Genomic DNA, 18,695 nt, shown 5'->3' with positions numbered 1-18,695 from the left:
ATCAACATTCAAATTTATAATTCTAAAATTATTTATTCATCCAATCTTCAATCTCATCGACTTCAATAGGAATACCTCCCATTAAATTAAATGGTTCTCCAGATTCCTGAATTACTAAATCGTCTTCTAAACGGATTCCAAATCCTTCATCTGGGATATAAATTCCTGGCTCCACAGTAAATACCATGTTTGATTTCATTGGTTTTTTCAACGGACCATAATCGTGCGTATCTAAACCAATGTGGTGACTTGTACCGTGCATAAAGTATTTTTTGTAAGCTGGCCAATCTGGATTTTCATTCTGTACATCTGCTTTGTCTAATAAACCAAGACCAAGAAGCTCACTCGTCATTAATTTACCAACCTCTTCGTGATATTCTTTCCACATTGTTCCAGGAACTAGCATTTTTGTTGCATCGTTCTTAACTCTTAAAACAGCATTATAAACTTCTTTTTGTCTATCTGTAAATCTTCCGCTCACAGGAATAGTACGCGTCATATCACTAGCGTAATTTGCATACTCTGCACCAGCGTCAATTAACAACAACTCACCTTCTTTACACTGCATTTTGTTTTCAATATAATGAAGAACATTTGCATTGTTTCCAGAAGCTATAATTGGCGTATATGCAAAACCACGAGATCTATTTCTAGTAAACTCATGTATAAACTCCGCCTCAATTTCATATTCCCAAACACCTGGCTTTGTAAACTGCAATACACGTTTAAAAGCTTTCTCGGTAATATTACAAGCCTGTTGCATCAATGCAATCTCTTGAGGCTCTTTAGTACCTCTTAATTCTTGTAAAATCTGGTTACTTTTTTCCCATTTATGAGCTGGGAATTTATTTTTACACCAATCGATAAAACGATCTTCACGTGTTTCTGTTTCTACAGACTGACGGTAATGTTCATTTGTATTAAAATATACAGTTTCTGCCTCTGTCATTATATCAAAGAAGACTTTATTAAAATCTCCCAACCAATAAGTAGTTTTAATACCGCTAGTTTCTAACGCCTTTTCTTTAGTAAGCTTCTCTCCTTCCCAAACGGCAATATGATCATTTGTTTCACGAACAAATAAAATCTCTCTATGTTTCTGCTCATGAGCATCTGGAAATAAGACCAAAATACTCTCCTCTTGATCTACACCACTTAAATAGAAAAGATCTCTAGCTTGCTGAAAAGGCAGCGTACTATCAGAACCAATTGGATATATATCATTAGAATTAAAAACCGCAATACTATTTGGCTTCATCTTAGCCATAAATTTCTGACGGTTTTTTATAAAAAGATTACTATCTATTAAATCGTACTTCATTTGTGTATATTTTGAATTTCGTCAAAATTAATAAGAATAGAATTTTTTCTTGTTAAACTTCGTATAAAGTTTAACAAAACAGAATAGTAATCATTATAGACAAATCCTATTTTATTCAGAAATATTGAAAAACATTATTATTTTTACCATCTAGAAACCCAAATTTTAGAATCATGAAAAAACTAGCTTTATTGCTTAGTACTACGCTATTATTAATTTCTTGTGCCGATGATGATATTGATGACACAAGAGTTACTAAGAACAATCTTATCGTAAAAATTAAATTTGATGAAAATCAAGAGCGACTAGATAATTTAGGAAAACCATCTACGATTGCAGAAGGAAATGCTGCCCAAACCCCAACTTTAAATGCTTTTAGTGCACATTATTTAGAGTTAGCGCCAACTGCAACAACTCTTTTAGGTGAAGGGACAATAATATACCAAGGTGAAGAAACTACAAAAGGAGGAGATAAAGCCATCGACTTCTCTAAAGCAACACTTATAAAAAATGACGAAACTTTTATAGAAATCCCTATAAGTGAAGTAAAAACAGGAACCTATGAATGGGTTCGTATTTCTGCTTCCTATCAAAACGGAACTATTAAACTTTTAAACGAAGGGCAGGAATACGATGCCACTATTGCAGGCTTTATCGGTTATAACCAATACATCGAATCTTTCGACATAAACGGAAATACGATTGAAGTAAACGATAACAAGCTTCAAGGATTTTGGGCTTTTGAAGCAGAAGGATATACGCTAACGGGTCAGGCTCCAGAAGGCGCAGTAACAGTTCCAAATCCAATTTTCGAAACCTCTCCAATTCCTCAAGGTTCTTGTGTACTTACAGGAAAATTTGAAAACAGCTTCCAAATTACAGGCGAAGAAACGGAAGATATTGTAGTTACATTATCTTTCTCTATCAACAATAGCTTCGAATGGACGGAAGTAAATAATGACGGAAAGTACGAACCAGCAGCCGGAGAAAACTTAATAGATATGGGATTAAGAGGCTTAAAAGTAAGTAGTAAAGATTAATACTACGTAAAAATACTTAAATATAACGTTGTAGCGTTTAAAATGAGGAATTTGTAACAGTTACTTTAAACTCATTCTAAATTGCTATTAAAACAGAATCGAAAGTTTGTTAATAACTTAATCGTACTGTATTTTTGTGCGTATTAAATAAAAATTTTCTAATGAGCGGAATGTTAAATTCAACGATAGCAAGAAAAGTAGCCATGGCTCTTTCAGCTATATTCTTATTGATTTTCCTATTACAGCATTTTATCATCAACTTCACATCTGTAATAAGCGAGAATACCTTTAATGAAATATCTCACTTCATGGGAACGAACTTCTTAGTTCAGTTTCTAATGCAGCCAATTTTAATCTTTGCGGTTGTTTTTCACTTTGTGATGGGTTTTATTTTAGAAATAAAAAACAAAAGAGCTAGAAACATCAGTTACAAGAGCTTTAACGCAAGTGCTAACACAACTTGGGTTTCGAGAAACATGATCTACAGCGGATTGGTTATTTTGGCTTTCTTAATTTTACACTTTGTAGATTTTTGGTTTCCAGAAATAAACCATAAATACATAGCGTTTGCTCCAGAAGATCCAACGAGATATTATGGTGAGATGGTAGAAAAGTTTCATAATCCTATTCGTGTCGGAGCGTATGTAATTGCTTTTGTATTATTGGCGTTACACTTACTTCACGGTTTCCAATCTGCATTTCAGTCGGTTGGTTTCAATAACAAGTTCACTCCGGGACTTAAAACTTTTGGAAAGTACTTTGCGATTATCATTCCATTAGGATTTATTTTCATCGCCCTTTTCCATCATTTTAATCAATAAAGATTTAAGTATTATGGCAACATTCGATTCTAAAATACCACAAGGCGATTTAGCTAATAAGTGGGTCAATTATAAAAATAGTATTAACCTTGTTAACCCTGCGAACAAACGTAATATAGATGTTATTGTTGTTGGAACAGGATTAGCGGGTGGTTCTGCTGCTGCAACACTTGCAGAGCTAGGATATAACGTAAAAACTTTTTGCTACCAAGATTCTCCACGTCGTGCGCATTCAATTGCTGCGCAAGGAGGTATCAACGCAGCAAAAAACTATCAAGGAGATGGTGACTCTACATACAGATTATTTTACGATACTGTAAAAGGAGGAGATTACCGTTCTCGTGAAGCCAATGTTTACAGATTGGCAGAAGTTTCTGCTAACATCATCGACCAGTGTGTTGCACAAGGTGTTCCTTTTGCACGTGAATATGGTGGAATGTTAGACAACCGTTCTTTTGGAGGAGTGCTAGTTTCTAGAACTTTCTACGCAAAAGGACAAACTGGACAGCAACTTTTATTGGGAGCTTACGCTGCCATGAACCGTCAAATTAATCGTGGGAAGATTGAATCTTTCAATCGTCATGAAATGCTTGATGTTGTTGTTGTCGACGGAAAAGCAAGAGGAATTATTGCTAGAAATTTAGTTACAGGAGAGATTGAGCGTCACTCTGCACATGCTGTAGTTATTGCCTCTGGAGGATACGGAAATGTATTTTTCTTATCTACAAATGCAATGGGAAGTAATGTAACTGCTTCTTGGAAAATCCATAAAAAAGGAGCTTATTTCGCAAATCCTTGTTACACACAAATTCACCCAACTTGTATTCCAGTATCTGGAGATCATCAGTCGAAACTGACATTGATGTCAGAATCACTTCGTAATGATGGTAGAATTTGGGTTCCGAAGAAAAAAGAAGATTCAATAGCTATTCGTGAAGGAAGATTAAAGCCTACGGAAATAGCGGAAGAAGATAGAGATTATTACTTAGAAAGAAGATATCCATCATTTGGTAACTTAGTTCCTCGAGATGTTGCATCTAGAGCGGCAAAAGAGCGTTGTGATGCTGGATTTGGAGTGAATAAAACTGGAGAGGCTGTATTCTTAGATTTCGCATCAGCAATTGAGCGTTACGGAAAAGAGCAAGCTATTATCCATGGAAATCATAATCCTTCAGAAAAAGAAATAAGAGAATTAGGAGAAAAAGTTGTTGAGAACAAATACGGAAACCTTTTCCAAATGTATCAGAAGATCGTTGACGAGAATCCGTACAAAACTCCAATGATGATTTATCCGGCTGTACATTATACAATGGGGGGAATTTGGGTTGATTATGACTTAATGACTACCATTCCTGGATGTTACGCTGCTGGAGAGGCTAACTTCTCTGACCACGGAGCAAACAGACTTGGAGCTTCTGCGTTAATGCAAGGTTTAGCTGATGGTTATTTTGTATTACCTTATACAATTGGAAACTATTTAGCCAACGATATTAGAACAGGAAAAATCCCAACAGATACTCCTGAATTTGATGCTGCTGAGAAAAATGTAAAAGATCAGATTGCTAGTCTTGTTAATAATGAAGGAAAACATTCTGTAGACCACTACCATAAGAAACTTGGTAAAATAATGTGGAATAAATGTGGAATGGCTCGTAACGCTGAAGATTTAGCTTCTGCAATTACTGAGATTGCTGAATTACGTGCAGATTTCCATAAAAATGTAAGAGTACCTGGTTCTGCTGATAGTAAAAACAGTGAATTAGAGAAAGCATTAAGAGTTGCAGATTTCCTAGAATTAGGAGAGTTATTTGCAAAAGACGCTTTACATCGTAACGAATCTTGTGGAGGACACTTTAGAGAAGAGTACCAAACAGAAGAAGGAGAAGCATTAAGAGACGATGAGAACTTTAAATATGTAGCCGCTTGGGAATATAAAGGAGAACCTAGCAAGGCTGTATTACATAAAGAAGAATTAGAATATAAAAACATTGAGCTTAAAACACGCTCATACAAATAGATGCAAGTGTTGAGAAAAGAGATGTTAGATAACTGCTCAATACTCAATACTCAATACTAAAATCTAAATAAGATGAATTTAAAACTTAAAATATGGCGTCAGAAAGATGCCAACACGAAAGGAAAGATGGTAGACTACCCGATATCTGGTGTAGAAGAAGACATGTCTTTCTTAGAAATGCTGGATGTTTTAAATGAAGAACTCGTAAATAAAGGTGAAGAGCCTGTAGAGTTTGATCATGACTGTCGTGAAGGAATCTGTGGAGCTTGTTCGCTTCAGATAAACGGAGAACCTCACGGTCCAGACAGAAAAGTTACTACTTGCCAATTACATATGCGTATGTTTAATGACGGTGATACAATTACTATCGAACCGTTTAGAGCAACCGCTTTCCCTGTAATAAAAGATTTAATTGTAGATCGTTCTTCTTTTGATAGAATTCAACAAGCAGGAGGGTTTATTTCAGTAAATACTTCTGGGAATACCATTGATGCAAACGCAATTCCTGTAAACAAAGACAATGCAGACGATTCTTTTAACGCTGCTACTTGTATTGGATGTGGAGCTTGTGTTGCTGCATGTAAAAATGCAAGTGCGATGTTATTTACATCCGCTAAAGTGTCTCAGTTTGCTTTGTTACCACAAGGACAAATTGAAGCTACCGATCGTGTACTTAACATGGTTAGACAGATGGATGAAGAAGGTTTTGGAAACTGTTCTAACACTGGAGCTTGTGAGATCGAATGTCCTAAAGGAATTTCTTTAGAGAATATTGCAAGAATGAATAGAGAGTATCTTTCTGCTAATATGAAGAAGTAAGATTACAACTATAAGTTTAAAAAAATAAGGGTTAAGATTTTTAAAAATCTTAACCCTTATTTTTTTCCTCATTGTGAGCAACAAACACTATAATTAATATAACTATTAGATTTAGTTCAACAAAAAAGCTCTGGAAAACCCAGAGCTTTTTAACTAACTAAACTTAACTAAAGCTAATTCAAAATAATGAATCGTTATTCTATAATTTAAACCCAATTCCAATCCCAGCAATAAAAGGATTGATGTCTACATCGGCATCCACAACAGCACCTAAAGCAGAAGTAGCATCTACCTCAACATCTGTACTCATAAATAAATATTTAGCATCTACATTAATAAACCAACGCTCACTAATATCGAAGTCTATACCGAATTGAATTGCTGGAGAAAAAGTATTATCATACTTCATATTATCTGCAATTGGACCATTATCTTCTCCATAAAAAATTGTGTAATTAATCCCAGCTCCAACATAAGGTCTTACATTTTCCTCTACATTCCAGTGATATTGGAACGTTAACGTAGGAGGCAATAACCAAACGTCTCCAAGATCTAAATTCCCAACAGCAGTATTAGTTGCTTTAACACCATGACGCGTAGTTGCAAGGATTAATTCTGCAGCGAAATTTTTAGTAAAAAAATAAGTAAAATCTAATTCTGGCATAAAGGCTTTTGTGATTTCTGCATCACCACCTATCAAGCTAATATTAGCACTCTCATCTGGCGTAACTAAAATACCACGAGCTCTAATTTGCCATCTATAAAAATCGTTATTATCGTGTGATTTTTTTGACTCCTGGGCAGTTGCAAAAGAGATTGCAAAACACCCTACTAATAAGGATAGAACTATTTTTTTCATTGTTTCATTTTTTAAGTTGAAACAAAAGTATATACTAAAGAGAACCTAAAAGATGATTTATGTCATGTGTTTATAGATTATATACTAATACGACATCTAAATGAAAAAAAACCTTAGAAAGCACATATAATTAACATCAAAAGAAAAATAAAGAAAGTAGCTAGGAGAAGTTTGTTGGATAAAATGCAGAAAATTAACTTTACTATAAAACATACAAAATCCTATTAACAAAAAATCAGTGACAAAATACCTATTAGGGCATAACAATAAGCATACTTGGACTAGATTTTACTACATTCTATAAATCCAATTTGCAGGATTATCGGTATGATCATTATTATAAATCATAAACTTAAGTACCGTTTCATTATTAGAAGTGCTCGTAAAGACCTCACCGATCTCTTGCTTAGTAATTACATTATCACCTTCTTTTACGTACACCTTACCCAAATTATTATAAACCGATATATAATTACCATGTTGGATTAAAACAGCCTTATTCCCTCCTTTAATTGCCTGTACAGCCAATACTTTTCCACGATAAATCGCACGTGCTTTAGATCCCTTTTCTGTAGCAATACGAACTCCGTTACTCTGGATGGTAACAGATTTTACAATAGGATGCGGTTGTTTCCCGTAGCGCATTTTCAAAACTCCTTTTTCAACAGGCCAAGGTAGCTTCCCTTTATTTGCTTTAAAGTCGGTGTCCACAAGCTTAGCTTCCGCAGTTAAAGCAAAATTGGATGATTTGGTTGCGCTTTCTCTAGTTTCTTTTGTAGTCTCCTTATTTGCAGCGTTGGCTTTGGCGATAGCATCACGAATAATTTTATCTATCTGTTTATCTATCTTATCCGCTTGCTTTTGTTTATCGCGAATCTGATTGGCATATTCAGTTTCCTTTTTCTTAATCGTTGCTATAAGACCTTGCTGACTGCTCAATTCTTGTTCAAGAGAAGCTTGTTCTTTACGATTTTCAGCAATAAGCGTTTCTTTCTCTTTACGCTGACCTACTAAACCATCATTAAGCCGCTGTAATTCCTTTGTTTTAGATTGAATTTCATCAGCCTGTTCTTTACGGTAGTTTGTATACTGCTTCATATACTGAACCCTCTTGTAGGCCTGAAAGAAATCTTCAGAAGAAAGTAAAAACATTAATCTACTTTGCTGAGAATTGCTTTTATATGATTTCCGAATCATCTCCGCATAATCACTTTTCAACTCCTTTAAGTCGTCTCGAAGCTTAGATATTTTATTAATATTATTGTTTATCTGACGGTTAATCAAGTTCGCTTGCTGGTTGGTAACTTTTATAAGCTCCTTTCTTATTCTAATTTTATGATCTAAATCTTCAACATCTTCTAAAACACTTGTTTTCTCTTTTCTCTTTTGAGAAAGCAATGTGTTGAACTGCTGAATCTCCTCTTGGAGTCTAGATTTTCTTGCCTCTAATTCCTTTTGCTCTTCACTTTGAGCTTGGAGTGTGCCAAATGATAGAAAAGCAATTAAAAAGCTTAAAAAGAAGAAATTTTGCTTACTCATATTATTTAATCTCTACTTGTTTAAATCCGTTAGGTATATTGTACGGGAAGTTCACATCTCTATCAAACTCAACACTATTATACTCTATATTGATGCGATTTCTATGTTTTTCATCCACTGCATTAATCTCAATCTCATTTGGAAGAATCCTACCTCCTACTTTTTGATAATTCTGATAATCGATACTTAATAAACGATTTTTCTCCGGTTGAGATATTTGCTGTAAACTCATTTTATAATATGTAGGATCAATTAAAAATAGCGTTTTAAATAACTCCGATTGCTTTTCTGGTTTTAACTGATATTTATTAGCAACAGAAGCTACATAATAAGGCTCACTTTTAAGGTTAAAAACAGCTTGTCCCAACAGAATATTCTGGACCATTTTAAAATCTAAATCGGTACCCAACAAATTATTTAAATAAGAAAAGTCTCCATCAAAATATGTATTATCCAATTTATTATAAAAACTAACCCGCGTAGGTGTAATCAAAACCTTTACTACAGATAAAGGAGCACTCATCCATATGGTTTCGTCCTTTTTCATTCTGAAGCTTACCGTTACTCCTTGCGACTCATCACCATCTGTATAATCAATTTTCATCCTTCCAGTAAGTGTGCTAAAATCTAACTCATTTTTATAATGGTTTGAAATAACATTTTTTGCTGAAACATCACTTTTTAACTCCCCTGCTCCTAAAACATTTTTAGATTTACAGGAAACAAAAAACAATGATAATAATATTATATATATTGAAAACTTAGCGTTTATTTTCATTCAAATTAAGTTAATTATTCGCATCTATTTTTAACTGATACTCATTTGATTTTTCTGTTTCACCCAACTTATTATAAGCGAACATAAGCTCTTTAAAAATATTATTTTCTAGTTGTTTATCATCCAACAAATATCCAAGCCCTTCTTCCAAAACTTCTGTAGCCATTTTATACTCCTGAAGCTTATTTAATGCAACTCCTTTTAAATAATAAAAATCAGGTTGCGTAGGGAAATTATCCAATGCATCACTGCTTACACTCAGCATTTCTTTATAATCCGTTCGCTCTTGTTGCTTAAGAATTTGATTTTTATAATCGTCGATTGGATTATTAACAGAACTGGATCTCTCAGCAGATTTAGGTTTAGCTAAAGCACTAATATTTTGCAACATTATAACTTTAGACCGCTTTTGCGCTGCCTCTGCCCTCTGAACACCACTAGCATCCATCTCATCTATTACAACGAGCGCTTTATCATATTCTTGCTGCTCGATATATAAATCTGCTAAAACACCTTTATAATTAGGATTTGTAGCAGATAACTTTGAAGCAACTTCAATTGCTTTGGCTATATTTTGCTGGTTTTTATAACATGTTAAAAGCGCATCTAAATACCACTTATTATTACTACGCTTTGATATTGCAGCCTCTAAATAAGGTTGTGCTTGTACATATTTATGCTGATACATATAGTTTAAACCAAGCTCATAATCTATAACATCGTTAGCTGGTTCCAATTCTTTACAAACCAAAAGAGCAGTAATTGCTCTATCATAATTCTCGATTCCCTTTTGCTTCAATGCTTCATAGAAATGTTCCTGAAAAGCATCTTCATTAGTTTCATTAGAAACATCAGCAGCAGATTCTTGAGCCATTGCAAGCGTAGAGGTTATATAAACCATCATAATCAACGCTCGTAAAAAAACCCTCTTGATCATACTATCTCTGATCTAAAATCTCTCGAATTATAAATGTAAGAATAAAGACTAATTTTAAATATAAACTTACTCAGTAAAAAATATATAAATTACTCTAAAACAGAATAATCTCCGATGCTAACATCTGTAAATTTCCCATCAAACTTGGCAAAATTCCCAATCATAGCATTATCTAAATCAGCATTTTTAATAACCGACTGTGTTTGAATTAAGCTATTTTTTATGGTTGAATTCTCTACAACAGTCCCATCTCCAATAGAAACATTAGGCCCAACTGATGCATTTTTTAAAACTACATGCTCTCCGATATAACAAGGCTGAATAATTGTAGCATTCTCTTGTTTAACGGTACTAGAAACTAAATTTTCTCCATCTTCATGTAAGAATTGTAGCATTCTGCTATTAGTTTCTACAGTAACATTCTTATTTCCACAGTCCATCCACTCATCTACCTTTCCAGGGACGAATTTCTTTCCTTGAGCCATCATTGCTTTTATACCATCATTAATTTGGTATTCGCCTCCATGAAGAATATTCGCATCTAAAACCTTTTGTAATTCCGCTTTAAGCTGCTCCCCTTCTTTAAAATAATAAATTCCAATAACTGCTAGATCTGAAACAAATTCTGTTGGCTTTTCAACCAATCCAGAAATATTCTTTTCATCATTAAGTTCTACAACACCGTATGCCTCCGGCTTATCAACTTGTTTTACCCAAATTACACTGTCTGCAGTTTGATCTAAATTAAAGTCTGCTTTAAAAAGTGTATCCGCATATGCTATTACACACGGCCCAGAAAGCGACTCTTTTGCACACATAATCGCATGTCCAGTTCCCAAAGGCTTATCTTGGTAATAAATAGTTCCTTTAGCATTTAGACTTGCAGCTATTTCATTTAATTTAGCTTCAATCTCAGCACCAAAATCGTCTTTTATTATAAATGCTATCTCTTCAATATCTTGATCAAGTACTTTGGCGATATCTTCCACCAAACGCTGTACAATAGGTTTTCCCGCTATCGGAATTAGTGGTTTTGGTATTGTTAAAGTGTGTGGTCTAAGTCTGGATCCACGTCCAGCCATTGGTACTATTATTTTCATACTAATCTCATATTCCCGCGTAAGCAGAAATCTTATTTTTAATGTTGTTAATTAAATCTGCCTAAGCAGAAAGCTATTTTTATTAATACTCTTAAAAAGAGTGCTATTTATATAATACAAAATTCCCTTATCCAAGAGGGTTACTCATTTTCACAAGAGACATACCAAAGTTGTAGGCATTACTTTACACCAGTACTACCGAAACCGCCTTCTCCTCTTTTTGTTTCTGAAAGAACTTCTACTTCTTCCCAGCTAATATGTTCGTGTTTTGCAATTACTAATTGTGCAATTCGTTCTCCGTTTTCAATAGTAAAATCCTCATTTGAAAGATTTACTAAGATAACGCCAATTTCTCCTCTATAGTCTGCATCGATTGTTCCTGGAGCATTAAGAACAGTAATTCCCTTCTTTGCAGCCAGACCGCTTCTAGGTCTTACCTGAGCCTCAGAACCTATTGGAAGCTCTATAAACAATCCAGTTTTTACGATTGCTCGCTCTAAAGGTTTTAAAACTATTGGTGTTTCTATATTTGCTCTAATATCCATCCCAGCGGAGGCTATGGTTGCATAGCTTGGTAATTGATGCTCGGACTTATTTACTATTTTTACTGTCATTTTTAAATTTATTTTCTTTTTTTAATAGAAATAGATTTCACCATTTCTTTAAGCTGTTTATTCTCTAAACGATAAATCAGCATCAAAAATACTAAAACTAAGAGTGTTCCTATAATTAGATTTCTATCGAATACATAAAAAGATAGAAAAACAAAGAGAATAGATACTCCTAAATAGCTTCCTATTTTCTTTAAATTATAAGGGATTGGATGATTTTTTTGTCCGAAGTAAAAAGATAAAAGCATCATACTTCCATAGGCTACCAAAGTAGCGATAGCAGACCCTTTATACGTTATAATAGGAATTAAAATGAAATTTAAAGCTAGTGTTACAATCGCTCCAAAAACGGAAATATAAGCTCCAAAAATTGTCCTATCTGTTATCTTATACCAAACGGAAAGGTTGTGGTAAATTCCAAAAAATAAATTTGCTAATAGAATGAATGGAACTACCCATAAAGCCTCCCAATATGCTGAATTATGAATTAATATCTTTTTAAGCACGTCAATATAAACCACTACAAACAAAAATATAAGCGATCCGAAAATGGTAAAATACAACGTTGTGTCTGCATAGATTTCTTTAGCATTCTTTTTGTTGGCATTACTAAAGAAAAACGGTTCGACACCCAATTTAAAAGCAGTGACAAAGAGAGTCATAAAAGCTCCTAACTTATAACAAGCAGCATAGATTCCAACTGTTTCTTCCGCTATATTCTCGGGTAGTAAATATTTCAGCATTATTTTATCAAACCCTTCATTGATAGAAAATGCAATCCCTGCAATTAATACTGGAAAAGCATAGCGAATCATTCTCTTCCATAAATTAAAATCAAGCCTCAATCGGATTCTAAAATAAAGAGGTAGGATAAGTAATAGTCCGAAGAAACTTGCTAAAACATTCGAAATAAAGATATAATTCACCTTATTTTCAAATACTAATCCATTTAAAACAGAAGTCTCATTATCAGAAATGAGCAACGGCAATACAAGGAAGAAAAATAAATTTAATCCTAGATTTACAATAACGGTTGTTATTTTTATAAATGAATATTTTAAAGGCATTTCTTGGTTTCGAAGCCAAGCAAAAGGGATTACACAAAGTGCATCAAAAAATAAAATTAGTATTCCGTATACTATAAACTCGGGCTTAAACCCTAAAAAGGAAGCAATACTATCTTTGAATAATAGAGAAAATACTAAAAACAAACCTGAAGTAACAAAAATAGAAGTTAATGCGGTAGATTGAACTTCCGATTTTCGCTCACTTTTATTCATAAATCGGAAAAAAGCAGTTTCCATTCCATAGGAAAGAAGAACGTTTCCTGAAATTAAATAAACATATAAAGACGCATAAATTCCATAATCTTCTGTAGGAAGCTTATCGGTGTATAGGCGCGTTAATACTAGGCTTAACAACCTTGGTAATACCGTAGCCAGCCCATAGATAAATGTATGCTTAAATAGTTTTTTTAGCGACCCCAATACATGTTTTTCTTAATGTGCTAAAAGTATCGATTTATAAAGAGCTAACAAAAGTTTTACTTTTTAATTATCGGACTTTCTTTATAATGAATAGGCACAACTACTTCGAATTCATTTATTACGTAAAATTGCTTTTCATCGTTATAAGTATAACATAATAGCACTTGCTCTTCTTCGATTTCAAAAGGTGGTTTTACAGTCGCTTTAGGAGGCATGTTTCCAAATTCCATTTTTGGGTCGGCATGCATAATAAGGTCATTAAATTTTATGTTATCATCTGAAAAGCGCCCTATATAGATGTCTCCCTTTTTATAATGCTCTAAAGGCGCCATTTGTCCTTTATAATACAAGCTATCAAAAGATATATTTCCTTTTAAGTCCTCTATAGAGAATGTTAAGTAAATGTTTTCACCTTTCACTTTCTTATTCTCGCCAGCTGTCCAAGCCTCTATACTTGCTTCTTTTACACTAAAGGGTGGATCTTTTATAAGCTGCTTCGAAGTCCCACATTGAGAAAACCCCAAAACAACTAAAATGCCAAAAAAGATATTTAAAAATCGTATCATATTTGTTTTATAAACTTACTATGGTTAATCAAATCTAACACCTAATATGGTTACCACTCGACTAAGGAAAGTATCCTTTAAGTCGGTTTATTAGGTATAACTCTAAAACTTCAAAATTATTGGTATTATAAAGGTACGATTTCAAAATTGATGCCAAATTTAATTCAAACAAAAACTCCAAAGACAATTGCCTTTGGAGTTTTATATGTAAATAGTATACCAAGGTGGGGGATTTCTTAGTATAAAAGGATCTATAATTATCCTTGTTGCATTTTCACCATAATGCCTTGTAGTTTTTGTTGCAGTTCTTTGCTTGCTTGTACAGAACTAGCTACTGCTTGGTAACGCTCTATAGACAATCCTGTATCTGTAATAACAGTTTCCATTTGCGACTGAAACTTAGGTTGTAACTTCTCTAAATCTGCAATTGCAGCTTTATGTTTCGCTAACTCATCTTCAGAGGCGTCTACTTCCTTATTTGGATCCATAGAAGCTTGTTGGATCTCATTAAAGCGATCTAAGGCTATTCCATGATCTTTTATGGTAGTGGTCATTGCTTGTTGCGCTTCTTGGTTTTTCATTTGAATTCCCATATAAGCTTCCGCAAATTGTTGTAATTCGGCATCAGAAATGTTTTCTGCTGGTGCTGGTGCTGGTGCTGGCACTTGTGCAAAGGCACTCACACTTCCTAATAATGCGACGAATAGAAAAACTATTTTTAATCTTTTTAATACTAACATGTTATCTCTTTTAAGTTATCTAGATAAGCAAGATTAAATAAATTTGTAAGACACAAAAAAAATCTGACTATAAAGTCTATAACTTCACAAAGGTTTAACAAAATATAACCATTTTTACTACGATAATTAACAGAACATGATGTTAACTACAAAATTAAATGCCACAATACTTCCCTTCAGTAAATATTATAAAAAGATAAACCCCAAAAGCAAAAGCCTTTGGGGTTTATATATATTATTTAAGTAATAACTTCTTAGTTATTTAAAGCTTCTGCTCCACCAACAATCTCAAGGATCTCGTTAGTAATTGCAGCTTGACGTGCTTTATTGTATGTAAGTGTTAATTCTGCTTTTAAGTCAGCAGCATTATCGGTTGCTTTATGCATTGCCGTCATACGTGCTCCGTGTTCAGAAGCAAAAGAATCACGAATAGCTTTATATAATTGTGTCTTTAATGACTTTGGAATTAACGTCTCTATAATTTCCTCTTTTGAAGGCTCGAAAATATAATCGGCTGAATTATTATTTGTTTCCTCGCTTTCAATAGGTTTTATAGGTAAGAAATCTTCCGTTTTAACAATTTGCGTAGCTGCATTTTTGAAATGGTTGTAAACCAAAACAATCTTATCGTATGCTCCTTCTCTATACAATGTCATCAATCGCTCTGCAATAACAGTAACATTATCAAAAGTAAGATCGTCGTAAATGTCGTTGTTATTATGTGTAACGTAATGGTTTTTCTTAAGAATATCGTTTCCTTTTTTACCAACAGTTACAAAACTAACCTTCTTTCCTGCGTATGTAGACTGCGCAAGAAGATTAGATGCTTTAATAATATTAGTATTAAAGGCACCACATAAACCTCTATTAGAAGTAATTGCAACAACAAGTACACTTTTAACCTCTCTTTGCTCTGCATACACACTTCCTGCATCACCTTCTAGTGTAGCACTAAGCGTTTGTAAAAGCTCGGTAAGTTTATCGGAATAAGGACGCATTGCTGTAATAGCATCTTGCGCTTTTTTCAACTTTGCAGCTGATACCATTTTCATGGCACTAGTTATCTGCATCGTTGAACCAACCGATGTAATTCTGCTACGTATTTCTTTTAAATTTGCCATTCTATATTAAGAATTGAGTATGAAGCACCGAGTATTGAAATCTGTAATCTCAATACTCGATACTAAAATCTAATTACCCTTTATATTTTGCTGAAAGCTCTTTTGCTACTTGAGAAAGTGTATCTGTTACTTCATCTGTTAATTTACCAGATTTCAATGTATCTAATACTCCTCTATGCTTAGCGTTTAAGAACTCTAAAAAGTCTTTTTCGAACTCTTTTACCTTTTCTACTGGAACGTCTTTTAGAAGGTTTCTAGAACCTGCGTAGATAATTGCAATCTGATCTTCAACTGTGTAAGGATCATTCTGAGCTTGCTTAAGAATCTCAACGTTTCTTTTACCTTTACTAATTACACTCATAGTAGCGGCATCTAAATCAGAACCAAACTTAGCAAACGCTTCTAATTCACGGAACTGTGCTTGATCTAATTTTAATGTACCAGCAACTTTCTTCATCGATTTAATCTGTGCGTTACCTCCAACACGAGATACAGAAATACCTACGTTAATTGCAGGACGAACCCCAGAGTTAAATAAATCTGATTCTAAGAAAATCTGACCATCTGTAATCGAAATCACGTTTGTTGGGATATATGCCGAAACATCTCCCGCTTGTGTTTCAATAATTGGCAAGGCTGTTAAAGAACCTCCTCCTTTTACAATTGGTTTTAAAGATTCTGGAAGATCATTCATCTCTTTTGCAATACCATCATCTGCGATAACTTTTGCAGCACGCTCTAATAATCTTGAGTGTAAGAAGAAAACATCTCCAGGATATGCTTCACGTCCTGGTGGACGACGAAGTAATAAAGATACCTCACGGTAAGCAACTGCTTGTTTAGATAAATCATCATAAACAATTAATGCAGGTCTTCCTGTATCTCTAAAGTACTCTCCAATTGCAGCACCTGCGAAAGGAGCATAAACTTGCATTGGAGCAGGATCAGATGCATTTGCAGCTACGATTACTGTATATGCTAACGCTCCCTTATCTTCAAGAGTTTTAGCAATTGCAGCTACTGTAGAAGCTTTTTGTCCAATCGCAACATATATACAAAATACTGGCTTACCAGCATCGTAAAATTCTTTTTGGTTGATAATGGTATCAATACAAACGGTAGTTTTACCAGTTTGACGGTCTCCAATAACCAACTCACGTTGTCCTCTACCTACAGGAATCATCGCATCGATAGATTTGATACCTGTTTGTAATGGTTCTGTTACTGGTTGACGGAAGATAACTCCAGGAGCTTTACGCTCTAAAGGCATCTCATAAAGATCTCCACCAATAGGACCTTTACCATCAATAGGATTTCCTAAAGTATCAACTACACGACCTACCATTTTCTCACCTACTTTAATAGATGCGATACGCTGTGTACGCTTTACAGTATCACCTTCTTTAATTCCTTTTGAAGGACCTAACAAAACAATACCAACATTGTCTTCCTCAAGGTTAAGTACGATACCTTCTAACCCAGATTCAAACTGTACTAACTCACCATATTGTGCATTAGACAATCCATAAACTCGGGCGATACCATCTCCTATCTGGAGTACAGTTCCTACTTCGTCCAATGAAGCTTTCGCTTCAAATCCTGATAGTTGCTTTTTTAATATTGCTGATACCTCAGCCGCTTTAACTTCAGCCATCTTTATTTAGTATTTAGATTTTAGATGCTTTAAAATTAAAACATCCTACCTTTTTATTTTAGTTATTAAGAAACGTATGCGTTGTTATGTAAACCTCTCTTAAGGTTACTTAACTGGTTTGCTATACTAGCATTATACTGTAAATCTCCTACTCTAAGGATAAATCCACCGATAATACTTTCATCAATTATATTTTTTATTGTTGCGGTATTACCCGTTAGTTCTTTTACCTTGTCTAGAACTTTCTTCTCTAATTCTGATGATAAAGGAACTGCCGTTGTAACTACTGCAAGCTCTTTTCCTCTTAATTTATCAAATAATACGATATACTTTTCAGCAACCACTTTTAATAAATTAATACGGTTGTTCTCTATAAGCACAGCTATCAACCTTAAAGAAACAGGATTCACTTCAGAAAAAATTTCGTTTAATGCTGCTTGCTTATCAGATAATTTGATAACCGGACTTTGAAGCATCCCTTCCAATTCTTCATTTCCGTTTATAGTATTATAGATATCTTTCATATCTGCTCCAACTACATCAAGAGCATCTTGCTCCTTTGCATAATCTAAAACAGCTTTCGCGTATCTATTTCCTGCTCTGGTACCTTTCATGGTATTCCTTCTTACAAATTAGTTTAAAGTAACCTCTTTTAACATATCGTCTACAAGCTGTAATTGCTTTTCTTTAGACGAAAGCTCAGATTTAACTACTTTCTCTGCTATTTCTACTGATAAATTAGCTACTTGATTTTTCAATTCAGCAACGGCAGCTTGCTTTTCACTTTGAATAGTTTGCTGTGCTTGCTTGATAACTTTATCAGCTTGCGCCTGTGCTTCTTCTTTCGCTTCAGCAATCATAGATTCTTTAATCTGACGTGCTTCCTTCAACATAGTGTCTCTTTCTGCACGCGCTTCTTGAATCAATTTCTCATTATCAGATTGAAGATTTTGTAACTCTTTACGGGCTTCTTCAGCAGATTCTAAAGCCTTGTTAATAGACTCTTCTCTTGTGCTAACAGCTCCTAAAATTGGCTTCCAAGCATACTTACGTAATAGTATAAATAGAATTACAAAAACTATTATAGACCAAAAAATTAAACTTTCAGGATGTGTAATATTCATTATAAAAAATATTAAATAACGTTTTCTAGTTTTTAATTTCCACTGATAAATTTTAACTCTCGTGGAACGTAATCATACACTTTAAATTAAAACGATTGTAAAAATGACACTTTATCATTTATAAATCAAATATTTAAAGCATAAAACTCACTTAATGAGTA

The 18,695-nt window shown here is 34.0% G+C and carries 18 protein-coding genes; 4 read left to right on the top strand and 14 right to left on the bottom strand.

The features are described 5' to 3' along the window. Positions 1 to 28: 28 nt before the first annotated feature. Positions 29 to 1,321, bottom strand: a complete 1,293-nt coding sequence (locus tag JM658_RS02505; protein ID WP_236957647.1) for an aminopeptidase P family protein — start codon at positions 1,319 to 1,321, stop codon at positions 29 to 31. Between the two features lie 173 nt (positions 1,322 to 1,494). On the opposite strand from JM658_RS02505, the gene JM658_RS02500 reads away from it, so the two are divergent. From JM658_RS02500 to JM658_RS02485, 4 genes are all read left to right on the top strand, one after another. After that, on the top strand, positions 1,495 to 2,361 hold the full coding sequence (locus tag JM658_RS02500) for a hypothetical protein (protein ID WP_236957646.1): 867 nt from the start codon (positions 1,495 to 1,497) through the stop codon (positions 2,359 to 2,361). A 161-nt stretch (positions 2,362 to 2,522) separates the two neighbouring features. Further along, complete coding sequence (locus JM658_RS02495; protein WP_236957645.1) at positions 2,523 to 3,182, top strand: succinate dehydrogenase cytochrome b subunit; 660 nt, start codon at positions 2,523 to 2,525, stop codon at positions 3,180 to 3,182. A 13-nt stretch (positions 3,183 to 3,195) separates the two neighbouring features. Next, positions 3,196 to 5,199 (top strand): fumarate reductase/succinate dehydrogenase flavoprotein subunit, encoded by a 2,004-nt coding sequence (locus tag JM658_RS02490; protein WP_236957644.1) that lies wholly within the window; start codon positions 3,196 to 3,198, stop codon positions 5,197 to 5,199. 72 nt (positions 5,200 to 5,271) lie between these two features. Further along, positions 5,272 to 6,018, top strand: a complete 747-nt coding sequence (locus JM658_RS02485; RefSeq protein ID WP_236957643.1) for a succinate dehydrogenase/fumarate reductase iron-sulfur subunit — start codon at positions 5,272 to 5,274, stop codon at positions 6,016 to 6,018. A gap of 199 nt (positions 6,019 to 6,217) precedes the next feature. Here JM658_RS02485 and JM658_RS02480 read toward each other — a convergent pair whose 3' ends face one another. From JM658_RS02480 to JM658_RS02420, 13 genes are all read right to left on the bottom strand, one after another. After that, complete coding sequence (locus JM658_RS02480; protein WP_236957642.1) at positions 6,218 to 6,877, bottom strand: OmpW/AlkL family protein; 660 nt, start codon at positions 6,875 to 6,877, stop codon at positions 6,218 to 6,220. A 291-nt stretch (positions 6,878 to 7,168) separates the two neighbouring features. Further along, a complete protein-coding gene (locus tag JM658_RS02475) occupies positions 7,169 to 8,416 on the bottom strand; it encodes a murein hydrolase activator EnvC family protein (RefSeq protein WP_236957641.1) in 1,248 nt (415 codons plus the stop codon). 1 nt (position 8,417) lies between these two features. Further along, complete coding sequence (locus JM658_RS02470) at positions 8,418 to 9,194, bottom strand: DUF4292 domain-containing protein (protein WP_236957640.1); 777 nt, start codon at positions 9,192 to 9,194, stop codon at positions 8,418 to 8,420. Positions 9,195 to 9,204: 10 nt separating this feature from the next. Further along, on the bottom strand, positions 9,205 to 10,098 hold the full coding sequence (locus JM658_RS02465; protein WP_236957639.1) for a tetratricopeptide repeat protein: 894 nt from the start codon (positions 10,096 to 10,098) through the stop codon (positions 9,205 to 9,207). Positions 10,099 to 10,220: 122 nt separating this feature from the next. After that, positions 10,221 to 11,231, bottom strand: a complete 1,011-nt coding sequence (locus JM658_RS02460) for a sugar phosphate nucleotidyltransferase (RefSeq protein ID WP_236957638.1) — start codon at positions 11,229 to 11,231, stop codon at positions 10,221 to 10,223. A gap of 179 nt (positions 11,232 to 11,410) precedes the next feature. After that, positions 11,411 to 11,845 (bottom strand): dUTP diphosphatase, encoded by a 435-nt coding sequence (gene dut / locus JM658_RS02455; RefSeq protein ID WP_236957637.1) that lies wholly within the window; start codon positions 11,843 to 11,845, stop codon positions 11,411 to 11,413. A gap of 8 nt (positions 11,846 to 11,853) precedes the next feature. Next, positions 11,854 to 13,329 carry an oligosaccharide flippase family protein gene (locus tag JM658_RS02450; RefSeq protein WP_236957636.1) on the bottom strand — a complete coding sequence of 492 codons (1,476 nt, stop codon included), beginning with the start codon at positions 13,327 to 13,329 and terminating at the stop codon, positions 11,854 to 11,856. 56 nt (positions 13,330 to 13,385) lie between these two features. After that, positions 13,386 to 13,895, bottom strand: a complete 510-nt coding sequence (locus JM658_RS02445; protein WP_236957635.1) for a hypothetical protein — start codon at positions 13,893 to 13,895, stop codon at positions 13,386 to 13,388. Positions 13,896 to 14,152: 257 nt separating this feature from the next. Further along, entirely contained in the window at positions 14,153 to 14,635 is a 483-nt protein-coding gene (locus JM658_RS02440) for a DUF4168 domain-containing protein (RefSeq protein WP_236957634.1), read from the bottom strand. Positions 14,636 to 14,889: 254 nt separating this feature from the next. Further along, positions 14,890 to 15,756 (bottom strand): ATP synthase F1 subunit gamma, encoded by an 867-nt coding sequence (gene atpG, locus JM658_RS02435; RefSeq protein WP_236957633.1) that lies wholly within the window; start codon positions 15,754 to 15,756, stop codon positions 14,890 to 14,892. Between the two features lie 73 nt (positions 15,757 to 15,829). Further along, positions 15,830 to 17,410: a F0F1 ATP synthase subunit alpha gene (atpA, locus tag JM658_RS02430; protein WP_236957632.1), complete on the bottom strand. Its 1,581-nt coding sequence runs from the start codon at positions 17,408 to 17,410 to the stop codon at positions 15,830 to 15,832. Positions 17,411 to 17,475: 65 nt separating this feature from the next. Further along, positions 17,476 to 18,024 carry an ATP synthase F1 subunit delta gene (gene atpH, locus JM658_RS02425; RefSeq protein ID WP_236957631.1) on the bottom strand — a complete coding sequence of 183 codons (549 nt, stop codon included), beginning with the start codon at positions 18,022 to 18,024 and terminating at the stop codon, positions 17,476 to 17,478. Positions 18,025 to 18,042: 18 nt separating this feature from the next. Beyond that, entirely contained in the window at positions 18,043 to 18,534 is a 492-nt protein-coding gene (locus tag JM658_RS02420; RefSeq protein WP_236957630.1) for a F0F1 ATP synthase subunit B, read from the bottom strand. Between the last annotated feature and the right edge of the window lie 161 nt (positions 18,535 to 18,695).

It is taken from the genome of Joostella atrarenae, assembly GCF_021764745.1.
Taxonomy (GTDB): domain Bacteria; phylum Bacteroidota; class Bacteroidia; order Flavobacteriales; family Flavobacteriaceae; genus Galbibacter; species Galbibacter atrarenae.
Note: the sequence above shows the minus strand (reverse complement) of the source record. Positions and strands in the feature narration are given on the sequence as shown.

What these genes read in the sequence shown, in the direction of transcription:
- JM658_RS02440 (WP_236957634.1), bottom strand. Translation starts at nt 14,635, where the DNA reads ATGTTAGTATTAAAAAGATTAAAAATAGTTTTTCTATTCGTCGCATTA.
- JM658_RS02500 (WP_236957646.1), top strand. Translation starts at nt 1,495, where the DNA reads ATGAAAAAACTAGCTTTATTGCTTAGTACTACGCTATTATTAATTTCT.
- JM658_RS02495 (WP_236957645.1), top strand. Translation starts at nt 2,523, where the DNA reads ATGAGCGGAATGTTAAATTCAACGATAGCAAGAAAAGTAGCCATGGCT.
- JM658_RS02485 (WP_236957643.1), top strand. Translation starts at nt 5,272, where the DNA reads ATGAATTTAAAACTTAAAATATGGCGTCAGAAAGATGCCAACACGAAA.
- JM658_RS02420 (WP_236957630.1), bottom strand. Translation starts at nt 18,534, where the DNA reads ATGAATATTACACATCCTGAAAGTTTAATTTTTTGGTCTATAATAGTT.
- JM658_RS02460 (WP_236957638.1), bottom strand. Translation starts at nt 11,231, where the DNA reads ATGAAAATAATAGTACCAATGGCTGGACGTGGATCCAGACTTAGACCA.
- dut (WP_236957637.1), bottom strand. Translation starts at nt 11,845, where the DNA reads ATGACAGTAAAAATAGTAAATAAGTCCGAGCATCAATTACCAAGCTAT.
- JM658_RS02470 (WP_236957640.1), bottom strand. Translation starts at nt 9,194, where the DNA reads ATGAAAATAAACGCTAAGTTTTCAATATATATAATATTATTATCATTG.
- atpA (WP_236957632.1), bottom strand. Translation starts at nt 17,410, where the DNA reads ATGGCTGAAGTTAAAGCGGCTGAGGTATCAGCAATATTAAAAAAGCAA.
- JM658_RS02475 (WP_236957641.1), bottom strand. Translation starts at nt 8,416, where the DNA reads ATGAGTAAGCAAAATTTCTTCTTTTTAAGCTTTTTAATTGCTTTTCTA.
- JM658_RS02505 (WP_236957647.1), bottom strand. Translation starts at nt 1,321, where the DNA reads ATGAAGTACGATTTAATAGATAGTAATCTTTTTATAAAAAACCGTCAG.
- atpG (WP_236957633.1), bottom strand. Translation starts at nt 15,756, where the DNA reads ATGGCAAATTTAAAAGAAATACGTAGCAGAATTACATCGGTTGGTTCA.
- JM658_RS02480 (WP_236957642.1), bottom strand. Translation starts at nt 6,877, where the DNA reads ATGAAAAAAATAGTTCTATCCTTATTAGTAGGGTGTTTTGCAATCTCT.
- JM658_RS02490 (WP_236957644.1), top strand. Translation starts at nt 3,196, where the DNA reads ATGGCAACATTCGATTCTAAAATACCACAAGGCGATTTAGCTAATAAG.
- atpH (WP_236957631.1), bottom strand. Translation starts at nt 18,024, where the DNA reads ATGAAAGGTACCAGAGCAGGAAATAGATACGCGAAAGCTGTTTTAGAT.
- JM658_RS02445 (WP_236957635.1), bottom strand. Translation starts at nt 13,895, where the DNA reads ATGATACGATTTTTAAATATCTTTTTTGGCATTTTAGTTGTTTTGGGG.
- JM658_RS02465 (WP_236957639.1), bottom strand. Translation starts at nt 10,098, where the DNA reads ATGATGGTTTATATAACCTCTACGCTTGCAATGGCTCAAGAATCTGCT.